Source organism: Variovorax sp. EBFNA2 (assembly GCF_033802765.1).
GTDB classification, from domain to species: domain Bacteria; phylum Pseudomonadota; class Gammaproteobacteria; order Burkholderiales; family Burkholderiaceae_C; genus Variovorax; species Variovorax paradoxus_H.
Genome location: NZ_CP138496.1, coordinates 3,672,125 through 3,687,985, shown reverse-complemented (window position 1 = coordinate 3,687,985; position 15,861 = coordinate 3,672,125). Strand labels below are relative to the sequence as shown.

General features: G+C 69.0%; 12 protein-coding genes and 1 other RNA gene. 10 read left to right on the top strand and 3 right to left on the bottom strand.

All coding sequences use genetic code 11. The annotated features are described in order from the left end of the window. Positions 1-45 precede the first annotated feature (45 nt). Genes RZE79_RS17385 through RZE79_RS17375 form a run of 3 tightly spaced genes read left to right on the top strand, consistent with a single transcriptional unit; the run spans position 46 to position 7,105 of the window. Positions 46-2,601, top strand: a complete 2,556-nt coding sequence (locus RZE79_RS17385; RefSeq protein WP_319355585.1) for a PD-(D/E)XK nuclease family protein — start codon at positions 46-48, stop codon at positions 2,599-2,601. Beyond that, entirely contained in the window at positions 2,598-5,870 is a 3,273-nt protein-coding gene (locus RZE79_RS17380; RefSeq protein WP_319355584.1) for a UvrD-helicase domain-containing protein, read from the top strand. Before RZE79_RS17385 ends, RZE79_RS17380 begins: the two co-directional genes overlap by 4 nt. Further along, a complete protein-coding gene (locus RZE79_RS17375; RefSeq protein ID WP_319355583.1) occupies positions 5,867-7,105 on the top strand; it encodes a TIGR03862 family flavoprotein in 1,239 nt (412 codons plus the stop codon). The genes RZE79_RS17380 and RZE79_RS17375 overlap by 4 nt, the downstream gene beginning before the upstream one ends. 12 nt (positions 7,106-7,117) lie before the next feature. Here the strand turns inward: RZE79_RS17375 and RZE79_RS17370 are convergent, their stop codons facing one another. Beyond that, positions 7,118-7,546 (bottom strand): GNAT family N-acetyltransferase, encoded by a 429-nt coding sequence (locus tag RZE79_RS17370; protein ID WP_319355582.1) that lies wholly within the window; start codon positions 7,544-7,546, stop codon positions 7,118-7,120. Between the two features lie 106 nt (positions 7,547-7,652). Then, positions 7,653-7,749: signal recognition particle sRNA small type (ffs, locus tag RZE79_RS17365), an RNA gene on the bottom strand. Positions 7,750-7,861: 112 nt separating this feature from the next. Between ffs and dnaX the strand changes: the two genes are divergently transcribed. The 7 genes from dnaX to RZE79_RS17330 all read left to right on the top strand — a co-directional run bounded on the left by dnaX (position 7,862) and on the right by RZE79_RS17330 (position 14,049). After that, positions 7,862-9,727, top strand: coding sequence for a DNA polymerase III subunit gamma/tau (gene dnaX, locus RZE79_RS17360; protein WP_319355581.1), 1,866 nt, complete (start codon positions 7,862-7,864; stop codon positions 9,725-9,727). 73 nt (positions 9,728-9,800) lie between these two features. Next, complete coding sequence (locus RZE79_RS17355; RefSeq protein ID WP_007836669.1) at positions 9,801-10,133, top strand: YbaB/EbfC family nucleoid-associated protein; 333 nt, start codon at positions 9,801-9,803, stop codon at positions 10,131-10,133. A 7-nt stretch (positions 10,134-10,140) separates the two neighbouring features. Further along, complete coding sequence (gene recR, locus RZE79_RS17350; protein ID WP_101491888.1) at positions 10,141-10,731, top strand: recombination mediator RecR; 591 nt, start codon at positions 10,141-10,143, stop codon at positions 10,729-10,731. A 51-nt stretch (positions 10,732-10,782) separates the two neighbouring features. Next, complete coding sequence (locus tag RZE79_RS17345; RefSeq protein ID WP_319355580.1) at positions 10,783-11,175, top strand: MAPEG family protein; 393 nt, start codon at positions 10,783-10,785, stop codon at positions 11,173-11,175. Positions 11,176-11,313: 138 nt separating this feature from the next. Further along, complete coding sequence (locus RZE79_RS17340; protein ID WP_319355579.1) at positions 11,314-12,351, top strand: ABC transporter substrate-binding protein; 1,038 nt, start codon at positions 11,314-11,316, stop codon at positions 12,349-12,351. 52 nt (positions 12,352-12,403) lie between these two features. Beyond that, on the top strand, positions 12,404-13,219 hold the full coding sequence (locus RZE79_RS17335) for an ABC transporter ATP-binding protein (RefSeq protein ID WP_153283964.1): 816 nt from the start codon (positions 12,404-12,406) through the stop codon (positions 13,217-13,219). Continuing rightward, a complete protein-coding gene (locus RZE79_RS17330; RefSeq protein ID WP_319355578.1) occupies positions 13,216-14,049 on the top strand; it encodes an ABC transporter permease in 834 nt (277 codons plus the stop codon). Before RZE79_RS17335 ends, RZE79_RS17330 begins: the two co-directional genes overlap by 4 nt. Positions 14,050-14,071: 22 nt before the next feature. On the opposite strand, the gene RZE79_RS17325 is transcribed toward RZE79_RS17330, so the two are convergent. Further along, on the bottom strand, positions 14,072-15,832 hold the full coding sequence (locus RZE79_RS17325) for a monovalent cation:proton antiporter-2 (CPA2) family protein (protein WP_319355577.1): 1,761 nt from the start codon (positions 15,830-15,832) through the stop codon (positions 14,072-14,074). Positions 15,833-15,861: the final 29 nt, after the last annotated feature.

Below are 15,861 nucleotides of genomic sequence, written 5' to 3'. Positions count from 1 at the left end.
CCTTTGCGGCCCTGCCGCCGACCCCCTCAACCCCCTCGATAGAACATGAACGAAGGCCACCCCGTCCAGGCCCTGTGGTGCGATCCCGCCGACGGCGTCGTCGCGCGGATCGTCCGCGCGCTCGGCGAACGGCAGCTGCATGCGGCGCGCACCGTGGTGCTGGTGCCGTATGCGCAGCTGATGGCGGTCGCGCGCGGCATGTGGGCGCGCTGCGGCAGCCCGGGCTTCGTGCCGCGCTTCGAAACCACGCACAACTGGGCGCGCAGCGCGGGCGGTTTCCTGCCCTCCGGCTACGACATCGCCTTCGACATGGCGCGCGACCTGGTCACGGCGCAGGGCCTGCTCGCGCAGTCGGGCTTCCAGTCCGAACGCTTCGCGCTCGCGGGACGCGTGGTCGAGCTGGCCTACCAACTGGCGCCGTTGGCCGCTGCCGTGGCGCCGGAGCTGCGCAGCAGCGACTGGGCACAGAGCGCGGCCAAGGTGGCTGAAGCGGGCAGCGAGTCGGAATGGTTCCGCATCGAAAGCGCGTTGATCCGCGTCGCCGTGGCCTGGGCCGCGAACTCGGGCTACGCGACCGACGTGCTGCTGCGCGACGCGGCACGCACCCAGGTCGATGCGCTGATCGTGCTCGAGGGCTTCCAGACCGACCCGCTGACACAGGCGTTGTGCGCGCTGTGGGGCGATCGCGCGATCCGCATTCCGCTCGTGCCCGCCGACGCACCGCCGTCTGCCGCGCACGCCCACGTGGCGCTCGACCCCGAAGACGAGGCCCAGCTCGCAGCCGCCTGCGTGCTGCAGCACCTGGCCGAGGGCCGCGCGCCCGTCGCGCTCGTCGCCACCGACCGCGCGCTCACCCGCCGCATCAGCGCGCAGCTGAGCACGCAAGGCATCGTCACGCACGACGAAACCGGCTGGAAGCTCTCCACCACGCGCGCCGCCGCCACGCTGATGAGCGCACTGCGCGCCTGTGCATACGACGCCGCCACCGACCAGGTGCTCGAATGGCTCAAGAGCGGCGCCGAGGTCGATGTGCTCGCCGTCCAGTCGCTCGAAATGCGCCTGCGACGCGAAGGCGTGCGCGACTGGCAGGCCTGGTGCGCGTTGATCGCGCGCAGCGACAAACCGCAGGACGAAGGCCTGCGCGCCTTCACCCTCACCATCGAAGCCCGTCGCGCCCCGATGGCGCGCGCGCGCTCCCTGGCCGACTGGCACCGCGCGCTGCGCGAGCTGCTGACAGCCGGCGAACAGTGGGACGCGCTCACCGCCGACTTCGCAGGCGCCAAGGTCATCGGAGCCCTCTGGCTTGATGCCGACGCGCACGGCGAAGAAGACGAGTTCCCCGGCGGGCGCCACAGCCTCGCTGAATTCACGGCCTGGGCGCGCGACGTGCTCGAAGACGCCAGCTTCGTGCCGCCCGCCGGCGACGAGACCCCCAAGGTGTCCGTGCTGCCGATGAACCAGCTGTTGGGCCGCGTCTTCGGCGCGGTCGTCATTCCCGGCTGCGACGACCGCCGCATGCCCGCGTCACCCGAACCGCCGGGCAACTGGAGCGCGGCGCAGCGCCTTGACCTGGGGCTGGCGTCGCGTGAGGTGCTGGAGGTTGCGCAGCGTGCAGCCTGGGCCATGGCCACGCGCAACCCGTGCTGCGACCTGGTCTGGCGCCATTCCGACGCCAGCGGCGAACCCGTGCGGCCGAGTCCGCTCGTGCAGGCCCTGCAACTTGCCCATGTGCTGCAGCCCGGCGTTGATCCGCGCACGCCACGCGATGTCGCTGTCACGCCGACCCTGCGGCCCACGCCGTCGGGCGCGCAGCTGCCGCTCACCAACGTGTCGACCAGCGTCTACGAAGACCTGCGCCGCTGCCCCTATCGCTTCTTCGCGCTGCGCCAACTGGGCCTGCGCACCGCCGACGAGCTCGATGCCGAGGTCGACAAGCGCGACTTCGGCAACTGGCTGCACGCGGTGCTCGGCCAGTTCCACGAGACCTTGCGCGACGCACCGACCAACGATGCCCAAGCGCGTGCTGCGCTGCTCGCTGACACCGCACGCGATGTCACGCAGACGCTCGGCTATTCCGATGCCGAGTTCCTGCCCTTCGCCGCCGCGTGGCCGGCGGTGCGCGACGGTTACCTCGAATGGCTCGTGAAGCATGAAGCGGGTGGGGCGGTCTTCGTCGAGGCCGAACCCTGGAAAGAGCAACCCCTGGGCACCTTGCGGCTGGTCGGCCGGCTCGACCGCGTCGACCGCACCGCCGACGGCCAGCCCTTCGTGATCGACTACAAGACCGAGACTGCCTCCGTCACCAAGGAGCGCGTGAAAGACCCGACCGAAGACACGCAGCTCGCCTTCTATGCCGCGCTGGTGGCTGACGACACCCTGCATGCGGCCTACGTCAACGTCGGCGAGAAGTCGTCCGGCACGCAGACCGTCGAGCAGCCGGCCGTGGTCGAGGCGCGCGATGCGCTGGTCGCCGGCATCATCGACGACTTCGCGCGCATCGCGCAGGGCGCGCCGCTGCCGCCGCTGGGCGAGGGGAGCGTGTGCGATTTCTGCGCCGCGCGCGGCCTGTGCCGCAAGGATTTCTGGGAGGTCACGCCATGAACGGCGCTGCCTACGAACACAACGGCCGGCACGTCGCGCGCGAGGCCTTCTACACCGTCGCCTGCGACCCGCGGCGCTCGGTCGCGGTCGAGGCTTGCGCAGGCGCCGGCAAGACCTGGATGCTGGTGTCTCGCATCGTGCGTGCGCTGCTCGAAGAGGGCGAGTCGGCCTGCGAGCCGCACGAGATCCTGGCCATCACCTTCACCAAGAAGGCCGCCGGCGAAATGCGCGAGCGGCTCGACCAGTGGCTCGCGCTGTTCGCCGAGCTCGACCCCGCCGCCTCGCAGCGCGAACTCGTGATGCGCGGCATGACGCCCGAGGCCGCGCAGGCGGCTGTGCCGCGCCTGCAGGGGCTCTACCGGCGCTTGCTCGAAGGCGGGCGGCCCGTGCAGTTTCGCACCTTCCACGCGTGGTTTGCGGGCCTGCTGCGCAACGCGCCGCTCGCCGTGCTGCGCGAGCTGGGCCTGCCGGCGAACTACGAACTGCTCGAAGACGATGCCGAGGCGCGCACCCACACGTGGCGGCCATTCTTCGAAGCCGTGACCGGCGACGCGCGCGCGCTGGCCGACTACTACGCCGTCGTCGCCACCCACGGCCGCTCGCAGACGGCGAAGGCGCTGGGCGAGGCGCTGTCGAAGCGCGTCGAGTTCACGCTGTCCGATGCTGAGAATGCGGTGACGCCTTTCGACGTGCTGTACCCGACCCTGCAGGGGCTGGACGTGCCGACCGATGCGCTGCGCGGCGAGGCCGTGCGCCGTCGCTGGCTCGACCGCGCCGCCGCCCTCGGTCGCGAGGCCAACAAGACGCCGCAGAAGGCGGCCGAAGCCATCATCGATGTCTTTGGCACCGGCGAGCCCGCACCCGAGGCGCTGACCGACGCGCTCGCCGTGCTGCGCAAGACCTTCTTCGTCGCGAGCGAAGATCGGCTCACCAAGAACCTGCAGAAATTCCCTGCCGCGCAAGAGGCCGAAACCGAGCTGCAGCTGCTGTGCGCTGCGCAGGCCCAGCACGCGGCCTGGCTGTACCAGCAGCGCATGACGCGGCTCACGCGCCTGCTGATCAGCGCCTTCGGCGAGGTCAAGCGCGCGCACGGCTGGGTCGACATGAACGACGTCGAGCAGGCCGCGCAACTCCTGCTGGGCCAGTCCGCGCTGTCGGGCTGGGTGCAGGAGCGGCTTGATGCCCGCGTCGCGCACCTGCTGATCGACGAATTTCAGGACACCAACCCGCTGCAGTGGCAGGCGCTCTATGGCTGGCTCAGCGCCTACACGGGTGCGGGCGGCAGTGCGCCGCGCGTGTTCATCGTGGGCGACCCCAAGCAGAGCATCTACCGCTTCCGCCGCGCCGAGCCGCAGGTGTTCATCGCCGCCAAGAAGTTCGTGCGCGAAGGGCTGGGCGGCGAACTGCTCAACTGCGACCACACGCACCGCAATGCGCGCGCCGTGGTCGGCCTCGTCAACAGCGCGATGCTGGCCGCACAGGCGGCCGGCGAGTTCGACGGCTACCGCGCCCACACCACCGAGCGTGGCGACGACGGCGAACTGCTGAAGCTGCCCGCCATCGACCGCGACGCAGTGGACACCGCCGCGGTCGCCGCGCCGGCCGACGACGGCATGCTGCACTGGCGCGACAGCCTCGTCACGCCGCGCGTGCTGCCCGAAGAGCAGCTGCTGCAGAAGGAATGCGAGCAGGCCGCGCGCTGGGTCGCGCAACGCATCGCCGACGGCACGCCGCCGCGCCAGATCATGGTGCTGGCGCGCCGCCGCAGCCGGCTGTCCGCCATGCAGGACGTGCTGCGCCGCCGCCACATTCCCGTGCAACAGCCAGAGAAGAACGACCTGAACGATGCGCCCGAAGTGCAGGATGTGGTCGCGCTGCTTGATGCGCTGGTGTCGCCCGCGCACGACCTGTCGCTGGCACGCGCGCTCAAGTCGCCGCTCTTCGGCATCGACGACGACACGCTGGTGCAACTGGCCCGCTGCCAGCGCGAGACGCCGGGGGCCAGCTGGTTCTCGCTGATCCAGAAAGGCGAGGGTTTGCCGCCCGTGCTGATCGAGGCGGGCGTGCAGCTGCGCCGCTGGCAGCGCTGGCTGATGGCGATGCCGCCGCACGATGCGCTGGACGCGATCTTTCACGACGGCGACGTGCTCGCGAAGTTCGGTGCCGCGGTGCCGGCAGCCTTGCGCCAGAGCGCGCTGGCCAACCTGCGCGGGCTGGTCGCTGCCTCGCTCGACATCGACGGTGCGCGCTTCGCGACGCCTTACGCGTTGGTGCGGGCCTTGCGCGCGGGCGGCGTGCGCGCGCCCACCGTGGCCGCGCCCGAGGCCGTGCAGCTGCTGACCGTGCACGGTGCCAAGGGCCTCGAAGCCGACACCGTACTGATGCTCGACTGCGATGCCCCGCCGCCACGCGCGCAGACCATGGGCGTGCTGGTCGAATGGAAGGGCAGCGACAGCGCGCCGACGCGCTTCGTGTTCCTGGCCAGCGAGAAGACGCCGCCGGCCTGCGCCGCCGCGTTGCTCGAAGAAGAGCAGCACGCGCGCCACCGCGAAGAACTCAACGGCCTCTACGTCGCGACCACGCGGGCGCGCGAGCGGCTGGTGCTGTCGTCGGTGAAGCCATCGCGCGCCAACGAGGGCAGCTGGTGGACGCGGCTGGAGCCGCTGTGCGAGCCGACCGAGGCCGACGAGCCGCTGGTCGAAGCGTCCGCCGCCGCGGAAGCCGCATCGGCTACCTTCGCGATGAAGCGCCTGCCCGCGCCGCTCGTGGCTGCAACCGATGCGGTGCCCGAAAAGAAGAAGGCGCAAGACGCCACGGTCGACGCGCGCGCCGCCGCGTTCGGCCAGGCCATGCACCGGCTGCTCGAATGGGCGGTGCCCGGCGAGGCGCTGCCACCGGCCCATGTGCGGGCGGCTGCGCGCGAGTTCATGCTCGATCCGCAACAGGCGCGCGGTGCCGCGGCGCTGGCCCAGCGCATCCGCGCGGGCGCCGGGGCCTGGGTGTGGGACGATCGCAGCATCGACTGGCATGGCAATGAAGTCACGCTGGTCCATGAGGGCGACACCTTGCGCATCGACCGGCTGGTGCGCGAGCGCGCCACCGGCGCATGGTGGATCCTCGACTACAAATCGGCCGCGCGCCCCGAACGGGACGCGGCCCTGATCGCACAGATGCAGCGCTACCGCGCTGCCGTGCAACATGCCTACCCCGGTGCCACGGTGCGCGCCGCGTTCCTGACCGGGCAGGGCGAACTGGTGAATCTCGAATGACTGTTTCCTCTACCGTCGCCGTCATCGGCGGCGGACCTGCCGGCCTGATGGCGGCCGAAGTGCTGAGCGCGTCCGGCGCGCAGGTGCATGTGTATGACGCGATGCCCTCGGTGGGCCGCAAGTTCTTGCTGGCCGGCCGCGGTGGCCTCAACCTCACGCACTCGGAACCCTTCGACGTGTTCGTGACGCGCTTCGGCGAACGCCGTGCGCTGCTCGAACCGCTGCTCGCAGCCTTCGGCCCGCAGCAGGCGCGCGAATGGGCGGCGGGGCTGGGCATCGAGACCTTCGTCGGCACGTCGGGCCGCGTGTTCCCGACCGACATGAAGGCCGCGCCCTTGCTGCGCGCGTGGCTGCATCGCCTGCGCGCCGCGGGCGTGCAGTTCCATATGCGCCATCGCTGGGTGGGCGACGGGCCCTTCGATGCGAACGCACTGCGCTTTGCGACGCCGACAGGCGAAGTCACGGCCAAGGCCGATGCTGTGGTGCTCGCTCTGGGCGGCGCAAGCTGGGCGCGCCTGGGCTCCGACGGTGCGTGGGCACCGTGGCTTCAGGCGCAGGGTGTGGCGGTCGCGCCGCTGCTGCCCGCCAATTGCGGTTTCGACGGTGCAGGCTGGAGCGAGCATTTTTCGAGCCGCTTCGCGGGGCAGCCCTTCAAGTCGGTCGCGATCGCTTTCACCGACAGCCAGGGGCGCCACTTCGCGCGAAAGGGCGAGTTCGTCGCCACGGCCACGGGCATCGAAGGCAGCCTGGTCTATGCGGCGTCGGCGCTGCTGCGCGACGAGATCGCTGCCCACGGCAGCGCGACGTTGCTGCTCGACCTGCTGCCGGATCGCAGTGCCGAACAGGTGCTCGCCGCGGTGAAGCATCCGCGCGGCGCTCGCTCGCTGAGCAGCCATCTCAAGAGCCGACTCGGCATCGAAGGCATCAAGGCGGGCGTGCTGCACGAAGCGCTGAGCAAGGAAGCGATGCAGGACCCGGCGCAGCTTGCCGCCACGATCAAGGCCGTGCCGCTGAAACTCGTCGCAACGCGCCCGGTCGACGAGGCGATCAGCACGGCGGGTGGTGTGCGCTTCGACGCGCTCGATCCGGCGCTGATGGCGACGGCGCTGCCCGGCGTGTTCGCGGCAGGGGAAATGCTCGATTGGGAGGCGCCGACGGGGGGCTACCTGCTCACGGCGGCCATGGCCAGCGGGGCGGCTGCCGCGCGCGGCGCGATCGCGCGGCTGGGGCTGTAGCCGCAGGCGTACTCAGCGGACGCAGGGCCAAAAGAACACCTGCTCGGGGTCGGCCGCATCGAGGTTGTCGATGTGGCCGCTCTCCCGGAAGCCAGCTTCTTTCAGCAGCGATTGCATCGCCCCGTTGGAGCGGTTCGTGGAAGTGAAAAGCTTGGGGCGTTCGCAGATCGACTGGAAGTGCGCGACGAGCTTCAGGCCGAGTCGCCGGCGGCGAAACTTCTCGCCGACCATCAGCATCTCGATGAAGCCGCAGTCGAAGAAGTGGTGGTGCAGGACGCCGTAGGCGGCGATGTCGCCATCGACCTCGATCACATGGCAGAAGCGGTCCTCGATCCACCCCTGGATCTGCACGGCGCGGCGCGCATCGTGCGCGGCCACGGTGTCGAGGCGCACCAGCGCTTTAAGGTCGCTCAGGCGGGCGGGCCGGATGTCCATGTTCATGGCGGGCTGCGCGAAATTCTGGGAGGTTGGCGTGCCCGGGGTTGGTAACCCCTGGACACAGCGCGTGAGTTCTCTGAAAAAGGAACTCACGGCTTCTGGATGTTAGGTTGACGAGCCTTACCCCTGGCACTGACTACGCAGTTAGGGCTGCTTGGTTCCCCACCTGACCCGGTTGGCCACTTCACCATGCAGGGAGGCCCGTCAACCTGCATTCTAACCGCGTGAATTTGCCCCCTTTGCCGGGGCGTGAATCATTTCGAGGGGACGGGAAACAAGCGTGAAGTGACCCCCGCCGCGCCTTTTAGAATGCCCGCAATGTCTTATCTCGTGCTCGCTCGCAAGTTCCGTCCGAAAACCTTCGGTGAGATGGTCGGTCAGGGGCATGTGGTCCAGGCGCTGGAAAACGCGCTGACGACGCAGCGCCTGCACCACGCCTATCTGTTCACCGGCACGCGAGGCGTGGGCAAGACCACGGTGTCGCGCATCCTGGCCAAGTCGCTCAACTGCCAGGGCCCGGACGGGCAGGGCGGCATCACGGCCACGCCGTGTGGTGTGTGCCAGGCCTGTCGCGACATCGATTCGGGCCGCTTCGTCGACTACACCGAGCTCGATGCGGCCTCCAACCGCGGCGTCGACGAGGTGCAGTCGCTGCTCGAACAGGCCGTCTACAAGCCGGTGCAAGGGCGCTTCAAGGTCTTCATGATCGACGAAGTGCACATGCTCACGAACACCGCGTTCAACGCGATGCTCAAGACGCTCGAGGAGCCGCCCGAGTACCTCAAGTTCGTGCTGGCCACGACCGATCCGCAGAAGGTGCCGGTGACGGTGCTCTCGCGCTGCCTGCAGTTCAACCTGCGGCCGATGGCGCCCGAGACGATCCTCGAACACCTGGCAGGCGTGCTGCAGACCGAGCAGGTGCCGGCCGAGGCGCAGGCGCTGCGTCTGCTGGCGCGCGCCGCGCGCGGCTCGATGCGCGACGCGCTCTCGCTCACCGACCAGGCCATCGCGTTCGGCAACGGCGAGCTGCTCGAAACCGGCGTGCGCCAGATGCTCGGCAGCGTCGATCGCGGCCATGTGTTCCGCCTCATCGAAGCCCTCGCACAAGGCGACGGCAAGACGGTGGTCGACACCTCCGAGGCGCTGCGCCGCGACGGCATGTCCGCCGCGTCGACGCTCGAAGAAATGACGTCGGTGCTGCAGGCCATGGCCGTGCTGCAGGCCGTGCCCTCGCGCGCCGAATCGGCCGATGCGGCCACCGACCCCGACGCGGCCGACACGGCGCGCCTGGCGTCGCTGATGCCCGCCGACGAGACCCAACTGCTCTACAGCCTGTGCCTGCATGGGCGCGGCGAGCTGGGCCTGGCGCCCGACGAGTACGCGGCACTGACCATGGTGCTGCTGCGGCTGCTGGCCTTCAAGCCCTCCCAAGCGGCCGCTTCGGCGGCCTCCACGGAAAAAAAAACTCTGAATGACGCCGGTGGCGCCGCGCCGCGGGCTCCCGCGCGCGAAGCCGCCCCGGTTTCCCGGCCTCCGGTGCCCGATTCGGCACCCGCTGCCGCGCCTTCCACGCCCGCCTTTTCGCAGCAACCGCCCGCGCAGTCGATGCCGGCCGGCCAGCGGCTGACGGTGGTCGATGCCCCGCAGCGCCAGCCCATGCCCCGGCCTGCCGCGCAGGAGGCGTCCGACGCGCCCGCAGCTCATGTGGTCGGCGTGCCGATCCGCGTGCAGCCACCACCCGGCCAGCGCGACGTGCCGCGCGAAGAAGAACAGCGCAGCACCTACACCCCGATCCCGCCGAGCGAAGAGGGCGATTTCTGGCACACCACGGTGATGCAGCTCGTCGCCGCCGAAAGCGTGGCGGCGCTGGCGCGCGAACTGGCGCTGCAGTCGCAGTTGGTGGCGCGCGACACCGACCAGTGGATGCTGCGCATCGAGCGCGAAACCCTCAATCAGCCCTCCAGCCGCGAGAAGCTCACGGCGGCGCTGCAGGGCCTCGGCCACAATGTGAGGCTGGCCATCGAGATCGGCGGCGTGGTCGACAGCCCGGCGCGCCGCAACAAGCAGGCCGCCGACGAGCGCCAGCGGGTGGCCGAGGAAGCCATTCGCAGCGACCCCGAGGTGCAGATGCTGATGCGCGACTTCGATGCGAAGATCGTGCCCGGATCGCTGAAGCCCCTCTGAAGCCGGCGCCGCCCTCGCCGCATTTTTCGACCGTATTCTTTCCATCACCAACCCATCACAGACAGGACCAACGATGTTCAACAAAGGACAACTGGCCGGCCTCATGAAGCAGGCGCAGGCAATGCAGGACAACCTCAAGAAGGCCCAGGAAGAACTGGCGCACATCGAGGTCGAAGGCGAGTCGGGCGCCGGTCTTGTCAAGGTCGTCATGACCTGCAAGCACGACGTCAAGCGCATCACCATCGACCCCAGCCTGCTGGCCGACGACAAGGACATGCTCGAAGACCTCGTGGCTGCCGCCTTCAACGCCGCCGTGCGCAAGGCCGAGGAAACCAGCGAGCAGAAGATGGGCAAGCTGACAGCCGGCATGCCCGGCCTGCCGCCCGGCATGAAGCTGCCTTTCTAAGCGAGGCATGGCAGACGCCAGTTCGCTCGACGCCTTGGTCGATGCGCTGCGCCGGTTGCCCGGTGTCGGTGTCAAGTCGGCCTCGCGCATGGCGTTCCATCTGCTGCAGCACGACCGCGAGGGCGCGCAGCTGCTCGCGCGCGCATTGCAGCAGGCGGCAGGCCAGGTGCGGCATTGCGAGCTGTGCAACACCTTCACCGAAGCGCCGATCTGCCATGTCTGCATGGACTCGCGGCGCGACGGTACCAAGCTCTGCGTGGTCGAGACACCGGCCGACCAGGCCGCGCTCGAACGCACGAACGCCTTTCGCGGCTACTACTTCGTGCTCATGGGCAAGCTCAGTCCGCTCGACGGCATCGGGCCGAAGGACATCGGCCTGCAGAAGCTGTTCGACCGTGCACGCGACGGCACGGTGAGCGAGGTCATCCTCGCGACCAACTTCACGGCCGAAGGCGAGGCCACCGCGCACGTGATCGGCGAAGCGCTCAAGCAGCACGGGCTCACCGTGACGCGCCTCGCGCGCGGCGTGCCGGCCGGCAGCGAGCTCGAGTACGTCGACCTCGGCACCATTGCGCACGCGCTCGTCGATCGCCGGTGAAGCGCGGCCTCACGCAGGCCGCGTTCGTTCTTCCTCCTTGTTGTCGCCATCATGACCCTCTCCTTGCTCACCGTCGCCTACTGGTGCGTGTTCGTCGCCTGCGGCCTGCCGTACCTCGCGGCATGGACTGCGAAGGCGGGCAGCTTCGGTCCGCGCGACAACCTGCAGCCGCGCGACTGGGCCGCCAAGCAAAGCGGCTGGCGCGCGCGTGCCAACAGCGCGCAGGCCAACAGCTTCGAGGGTCTGCCGTTCTTCATCGGTGCGGTGCTCATTGCGCACCAGCTCGGCGTGGCGCAGGCGCGGCTCGACATGCTCGCGGTGGCCTACGTGGTGCTGCGCGTGATCTATCTCGGCCTGTACATCCGCGGCGCGGCGAGTGCGCGCAGCGCGGTCTGGGCACTCGCGTTTCTGGTCAACATCGCGATACTTTTTCTGGCCCGATAACGCGTTGGCGAAGGCTTCTCCAGGAGGCCTTCATGCTTACGTGAAAACCCGCACGGGATGACCCCGATGCAGGCGGGCGGCGCGCACGCCTAAGCTCGATTCACTTCACAAGAATCACAGAGCCCGCAGGACCGCGCCATGCTTCATCGCAGAACCCTCATTTCCGCCTCCGCCGTCGCTGCCGCAGCGATTGCATTGCCGCGGGTCTTTGCGCAGCAGGCCAAGCTGGAGAAGACCAAGGTCTCCATCGCAGTGGGCGGCAAGGCGGCGTTTTATTACCTCCCGCTCACCATCTCCGAACAGCTGGGCTACTTCAAGGCCGAAGGACTCGAGGTCGAAATTTCCGACTTCGCCGGCGGCGCGCGTGCATTGCAGGCTGTGGTGGGCGGTTCGGCCGATGTCTGCTCGGGCGCTTACGAACACACGATCAACCTGCAGGCCAAGAACCAGTTCTTTCAGGCCTTCGTGCTGCAGGGCCGCGCACCGCAGATCGCGGTGGGCGTGTCGACGAAGAACATGGCGGGCTACACCGGCATCCAGGACCTGAAGGGCAAGAAGATCGGTGTCTCGGCACCGGGCTCCTCGACCAACATGGTGGCCAACCTCGTGCTCTCGCGCGGTGGCCTCAAGGCCAGCGACGTGAGCTTCATCGGCGTGGGCGTGGCGGCCGGTGCGCTCACAGCGTTGCGCTCGGGCCAGATCGACGCCATCAGCAACACCGACCCCGTGATGACGATGCTCGAGCAGAAGGGCGACGTGAAGATCATCAGCGACACGCGCACGCTCAAGGGCACCGAGCAGGTGTTCGGCGGGCCGATGCCCGCGGCCTGCCTCTATGCGCCGGCCGACTTCATCCAGAAGTACCCCAACACCTGCCAGGCGCTGGCCAACGCGATCGTGCGCGGCCTCAAGTGGCTGCAGACGGCGGGGCCGGGCGACATCATCAAGACGGTGCCCGAGACGTATCTGCTCGGCGACCGCGCGCTGTACCTCGCGTCGTTCGACAAGGTGCGCGAGTCCATCGCCACCGACGGCCTCGTGCCGGCCGAAGGGCCGAAGACGGCGCTCAATGCCATCGCGAGCTTCGACACTGCGGTGAAATCCGACAAGATCGACCTTGCCAGGACCTACACCAACGATTTTGCAAAGCGTGCGAAAGACAGGTTCAAAGCCTGATTGCGAACGTCCAGCAACCCGGCTCCGGCCGGGTTTTTTCTTCCGGAGCGCCATGTCCGACTACGCCCTCGAACTCCTCTCCATCCGCTGCACCTTCCATTCGAAGGACGACCCGGGCCAGCGCTACACGGCGGTGGACGACACCACGCTGCGCATCGGCGCGGGCGAGTTTGTCTCCGTCGTCGGGCCCACGGGCTGCGGCAAGTCGACACTGCTGAATGTGGGCGCGGGGCTGCTCGAGCCGTCGTCGGGCGGGGTGAAGGTCTTCGGCCAGGCGCTCACGGGCGTCAACAAGCGCGCCGGCTACATGTTCCAGACCGAGGCGCTGATGCCGTGGCGCAGCGCCATCGACAACGTGAAGGTGGGGCTGCAGTACCGCGGCGTGCCCGACGCCGAGGCGCAGGCGCAGGCCGAGGCCTGGCTCTCGCGCGTGGGCCTCACGGGTTTCGGCGACCGCTATCCGCACCAGCTCTCGGGCGGCATGCGCAAGCGTGTGGCGCTCGCGCAGACGCTGGTGCTCGACCCCGACATCATCCTCATGGACGAGCCCTTCAGCGCGCTCGATGTGCAGACGCGACAGCTGATGGAAAACGAAGTGCTCGAACTCTGGAGTGCGAAGAAGAAGGCCGTGCTCTTCATCACGCACGACCTCGACGAGGCCATTGCAATGAGCGATCGCGTGGTCGTGCTGTCGGCCGGCCCGGCGACACGGCCGATCGGCGAGTTCGTGATCGACCTGCCGCGTCCGCGCGACGTGGCCGAGGTGCGCACGCAGCCGCGCTTCGTCGAGCTGCACCGCCAGATCTGGGAGGTGCTGCGCGACGAGGTGCTCAAGGGCTACGCGCAGCAACTGAGAAAGGCCGCATGATGCCGCGCCTCGACGCACGCCACGCGCGCTTCTGGCAGCTCATGCTGCTGGCCGTGATCCTCGTGACCTGGCACGTGGCCTCGCGCAACGACCAGATCGCCTTCTTCCTCGGCCAGCCGATCGTGGTGGCGGGGCGCATCTGGAGCTGGTTCCTGCCCTTCGAGGTGCCGCCGAACCTGCTGTTTCCCGAAGGCCTGAAGGGCAACGCCGACATCTACCGCCACCTGGGCACCACGCTGCTCGAAACGGTGCTGGCCTTCGGTATCGGCACGGCGCTCGGGCTGGGCTGCGGCCTGTGGCTTGCGCTGGCGCCCACGGCGAGCCTGATCCTCGACCCGTACATCAAGGCCGCCAACTCGATGCCGCGCGTGATCCTTGCGCCGATCTTCGCGCTGTGGTTCGGCCTGGGCATCTGGAGCAAGGTGGCGCTGGCGGTCACGCTGGTGTTCTTCATCGTGTTCTTCAACGTCTACCAGGGCGTGCGCGAAGTGAGCCCGGTGGTGCTGGCCAACGCGAAGATGCTGGGCGCCAACCAGCGGCAGCTGCTGCGCACGGTGTACCTGCCAAGCGCCACGAGCTGGGTGTTTTCCAGCCTGCACACCTCGGTGGGCCTGGCCTTCGTCGGTGCGGTGGTGGGGGAATACCTGGGATCGGCGCGCGGCGTGGGCTACCTGATCCTGCAGGCCGAGGGCACCTTCGACGTGAACACGGTCTTTGCCGGCATCGTGGTGCTCACGGCCTTTGCGCTGGCGCTCGACGCGCTCGTGGGGCTGATCGAGAAGCGGCTCATGAAGTGGCAGCCGCGCAGCGGGGAAACCGAAAAGCTCTGAGCCGCGTGCGCGGTCAGCGCCTTCAGTGGGGCTGGCGCGTCTCGGTGTTGACCTGCACCAGCGCGCGCCCTGCGAAGAGGCCGCCGGACGTCTCGAGCACCAGCCGTTCCTTGTCGCGTCGGCGCAGGTCGTCGATCACTGCGTCGGCTTCCTCGGGCGTGGCGCCCAATGCGACCACGCCCTGGCGACCGAAGGCCATCGCCGATTCGAAGGTCTCGCGGATCTGGTAGTCGACGTCGAGCTTCACGAGCGCGACCGCATGCTCCCGGTCGAAGGCGCGCACCATCAGGTGCGCATGCGGGAACTCGGCCTTCACAAGTTCCGCGATGCGCGTGGCCACGGCGCGGTCGTCGATGCACACCATGATCGCGCGCGCGGTGTGCGCGCCGGCTGCGTGCAGCACGTCGGCCCGCGCACCGTCGCCGTAGTACACCTTGAAGCCGAACTCGGCGGCGTCGCGGATCGTCTGCGTGTCGTTGTCGATGATCGAGATCGACGCGCCGCGCGCCAGCGCGCCCTGGATCGCGATCTGCCCGAAGCGGCCGAAGCCGATGACGAGCACGTTGCCGGCGAGTTCCTCGGCCTTCTCGACGCCTTCCATCGAAGCCGGCACGGCGGGCGCGAAGCGGCGGTGCACCAGCACCACCAGCGGCGTGAGCGCCATCGACAGCACCACCACCGCCGTCATGTTGGCGTTGACTGTCGGGCTGATGACCTTGACGGCGAGCGCCGACGAGAACAGCACGAAGGCGAATTCGCCGCCTTGCGCCATGAGCACGGCGCGGTCGATCGCGTCGGCGGGCGAACTCTTGGCGAGCCGGGCCACGCCGTAGATGCACAGCGCCTTGACGACCATCATGGACACCACGCCCGCGACGATGAGCTGCCAGTTCTGCGCCACCACCGCGAGGTCGAGCGACATGCCCACGCCGATGAAGAACAGGCCGAGCAGCAGCCCGCGGAAGGGCTCGATGTCGGCTTCGAGCTGGTGGCGGAAGGTCGATTCCGACAGCAGCACGCCGGCGAGGAAGGCGCCCATGGCCATCGACAGGCCGCCGAGCTGCATCAGCAGCGCCGCGCCCAGCACCACGAGCAATGCCGCGGCCGTCATGACCTCGCGCGCCTTGGAATTGGCGAGCACGCGGAACAGCGGGTTGAGCAGCCAGATGCCGGCCGCCACCAGCGCTGCGAGCGCACCCACGCCGATGCCGACGCCGACCCAGCGCGAGGGCGCCGCGGCCTGCTGCGCCGCATCGACCGGCGCGATGAAGGCGACGATGGCCAGGAGCGGCACGATGAGCAGGTCTTCGAACAGCAGCACGGCGACGATCTTCTGGCCGCGCGGCGCGGCGATGTCGCCACGCTCGCCGAGCAGCTGCATCACGATGGCCGTGGAGGTGAGCACGAAGCCCATCGCGCACACGAACGAGACGGCGAGCGGAAAGCCGAAGGCCATGCCCACGCCAGTCAGCAGGAGCCCGCACACCACCACCTGCAGGCTGCCCAGGCCGAAGATGTCGCGCCGCATGCTCCACAGGTGCGAGGGCCGCATCTCGAGGCCGATCACGAAGAGGAACATCACGACGCCGAGTTCGGCCGTGTGCAGGATGGTCTGGGGATCGGTGAAGAGACCGAAGCCGAAGGGGCCGATGGCCAGGCCTGCCGCCAGGTAGCCGAGCACCGAGCCCAGCCCGAGCCGCTTGAACAGCGGCACGGCGACGACGGCCGCACCCAACAACGTGACGACCTTGATGAGATCGCCCGCGCTTCCTTCGACTGCCATGGCCTGTCCTCCTGATATCGCTTTTTTCG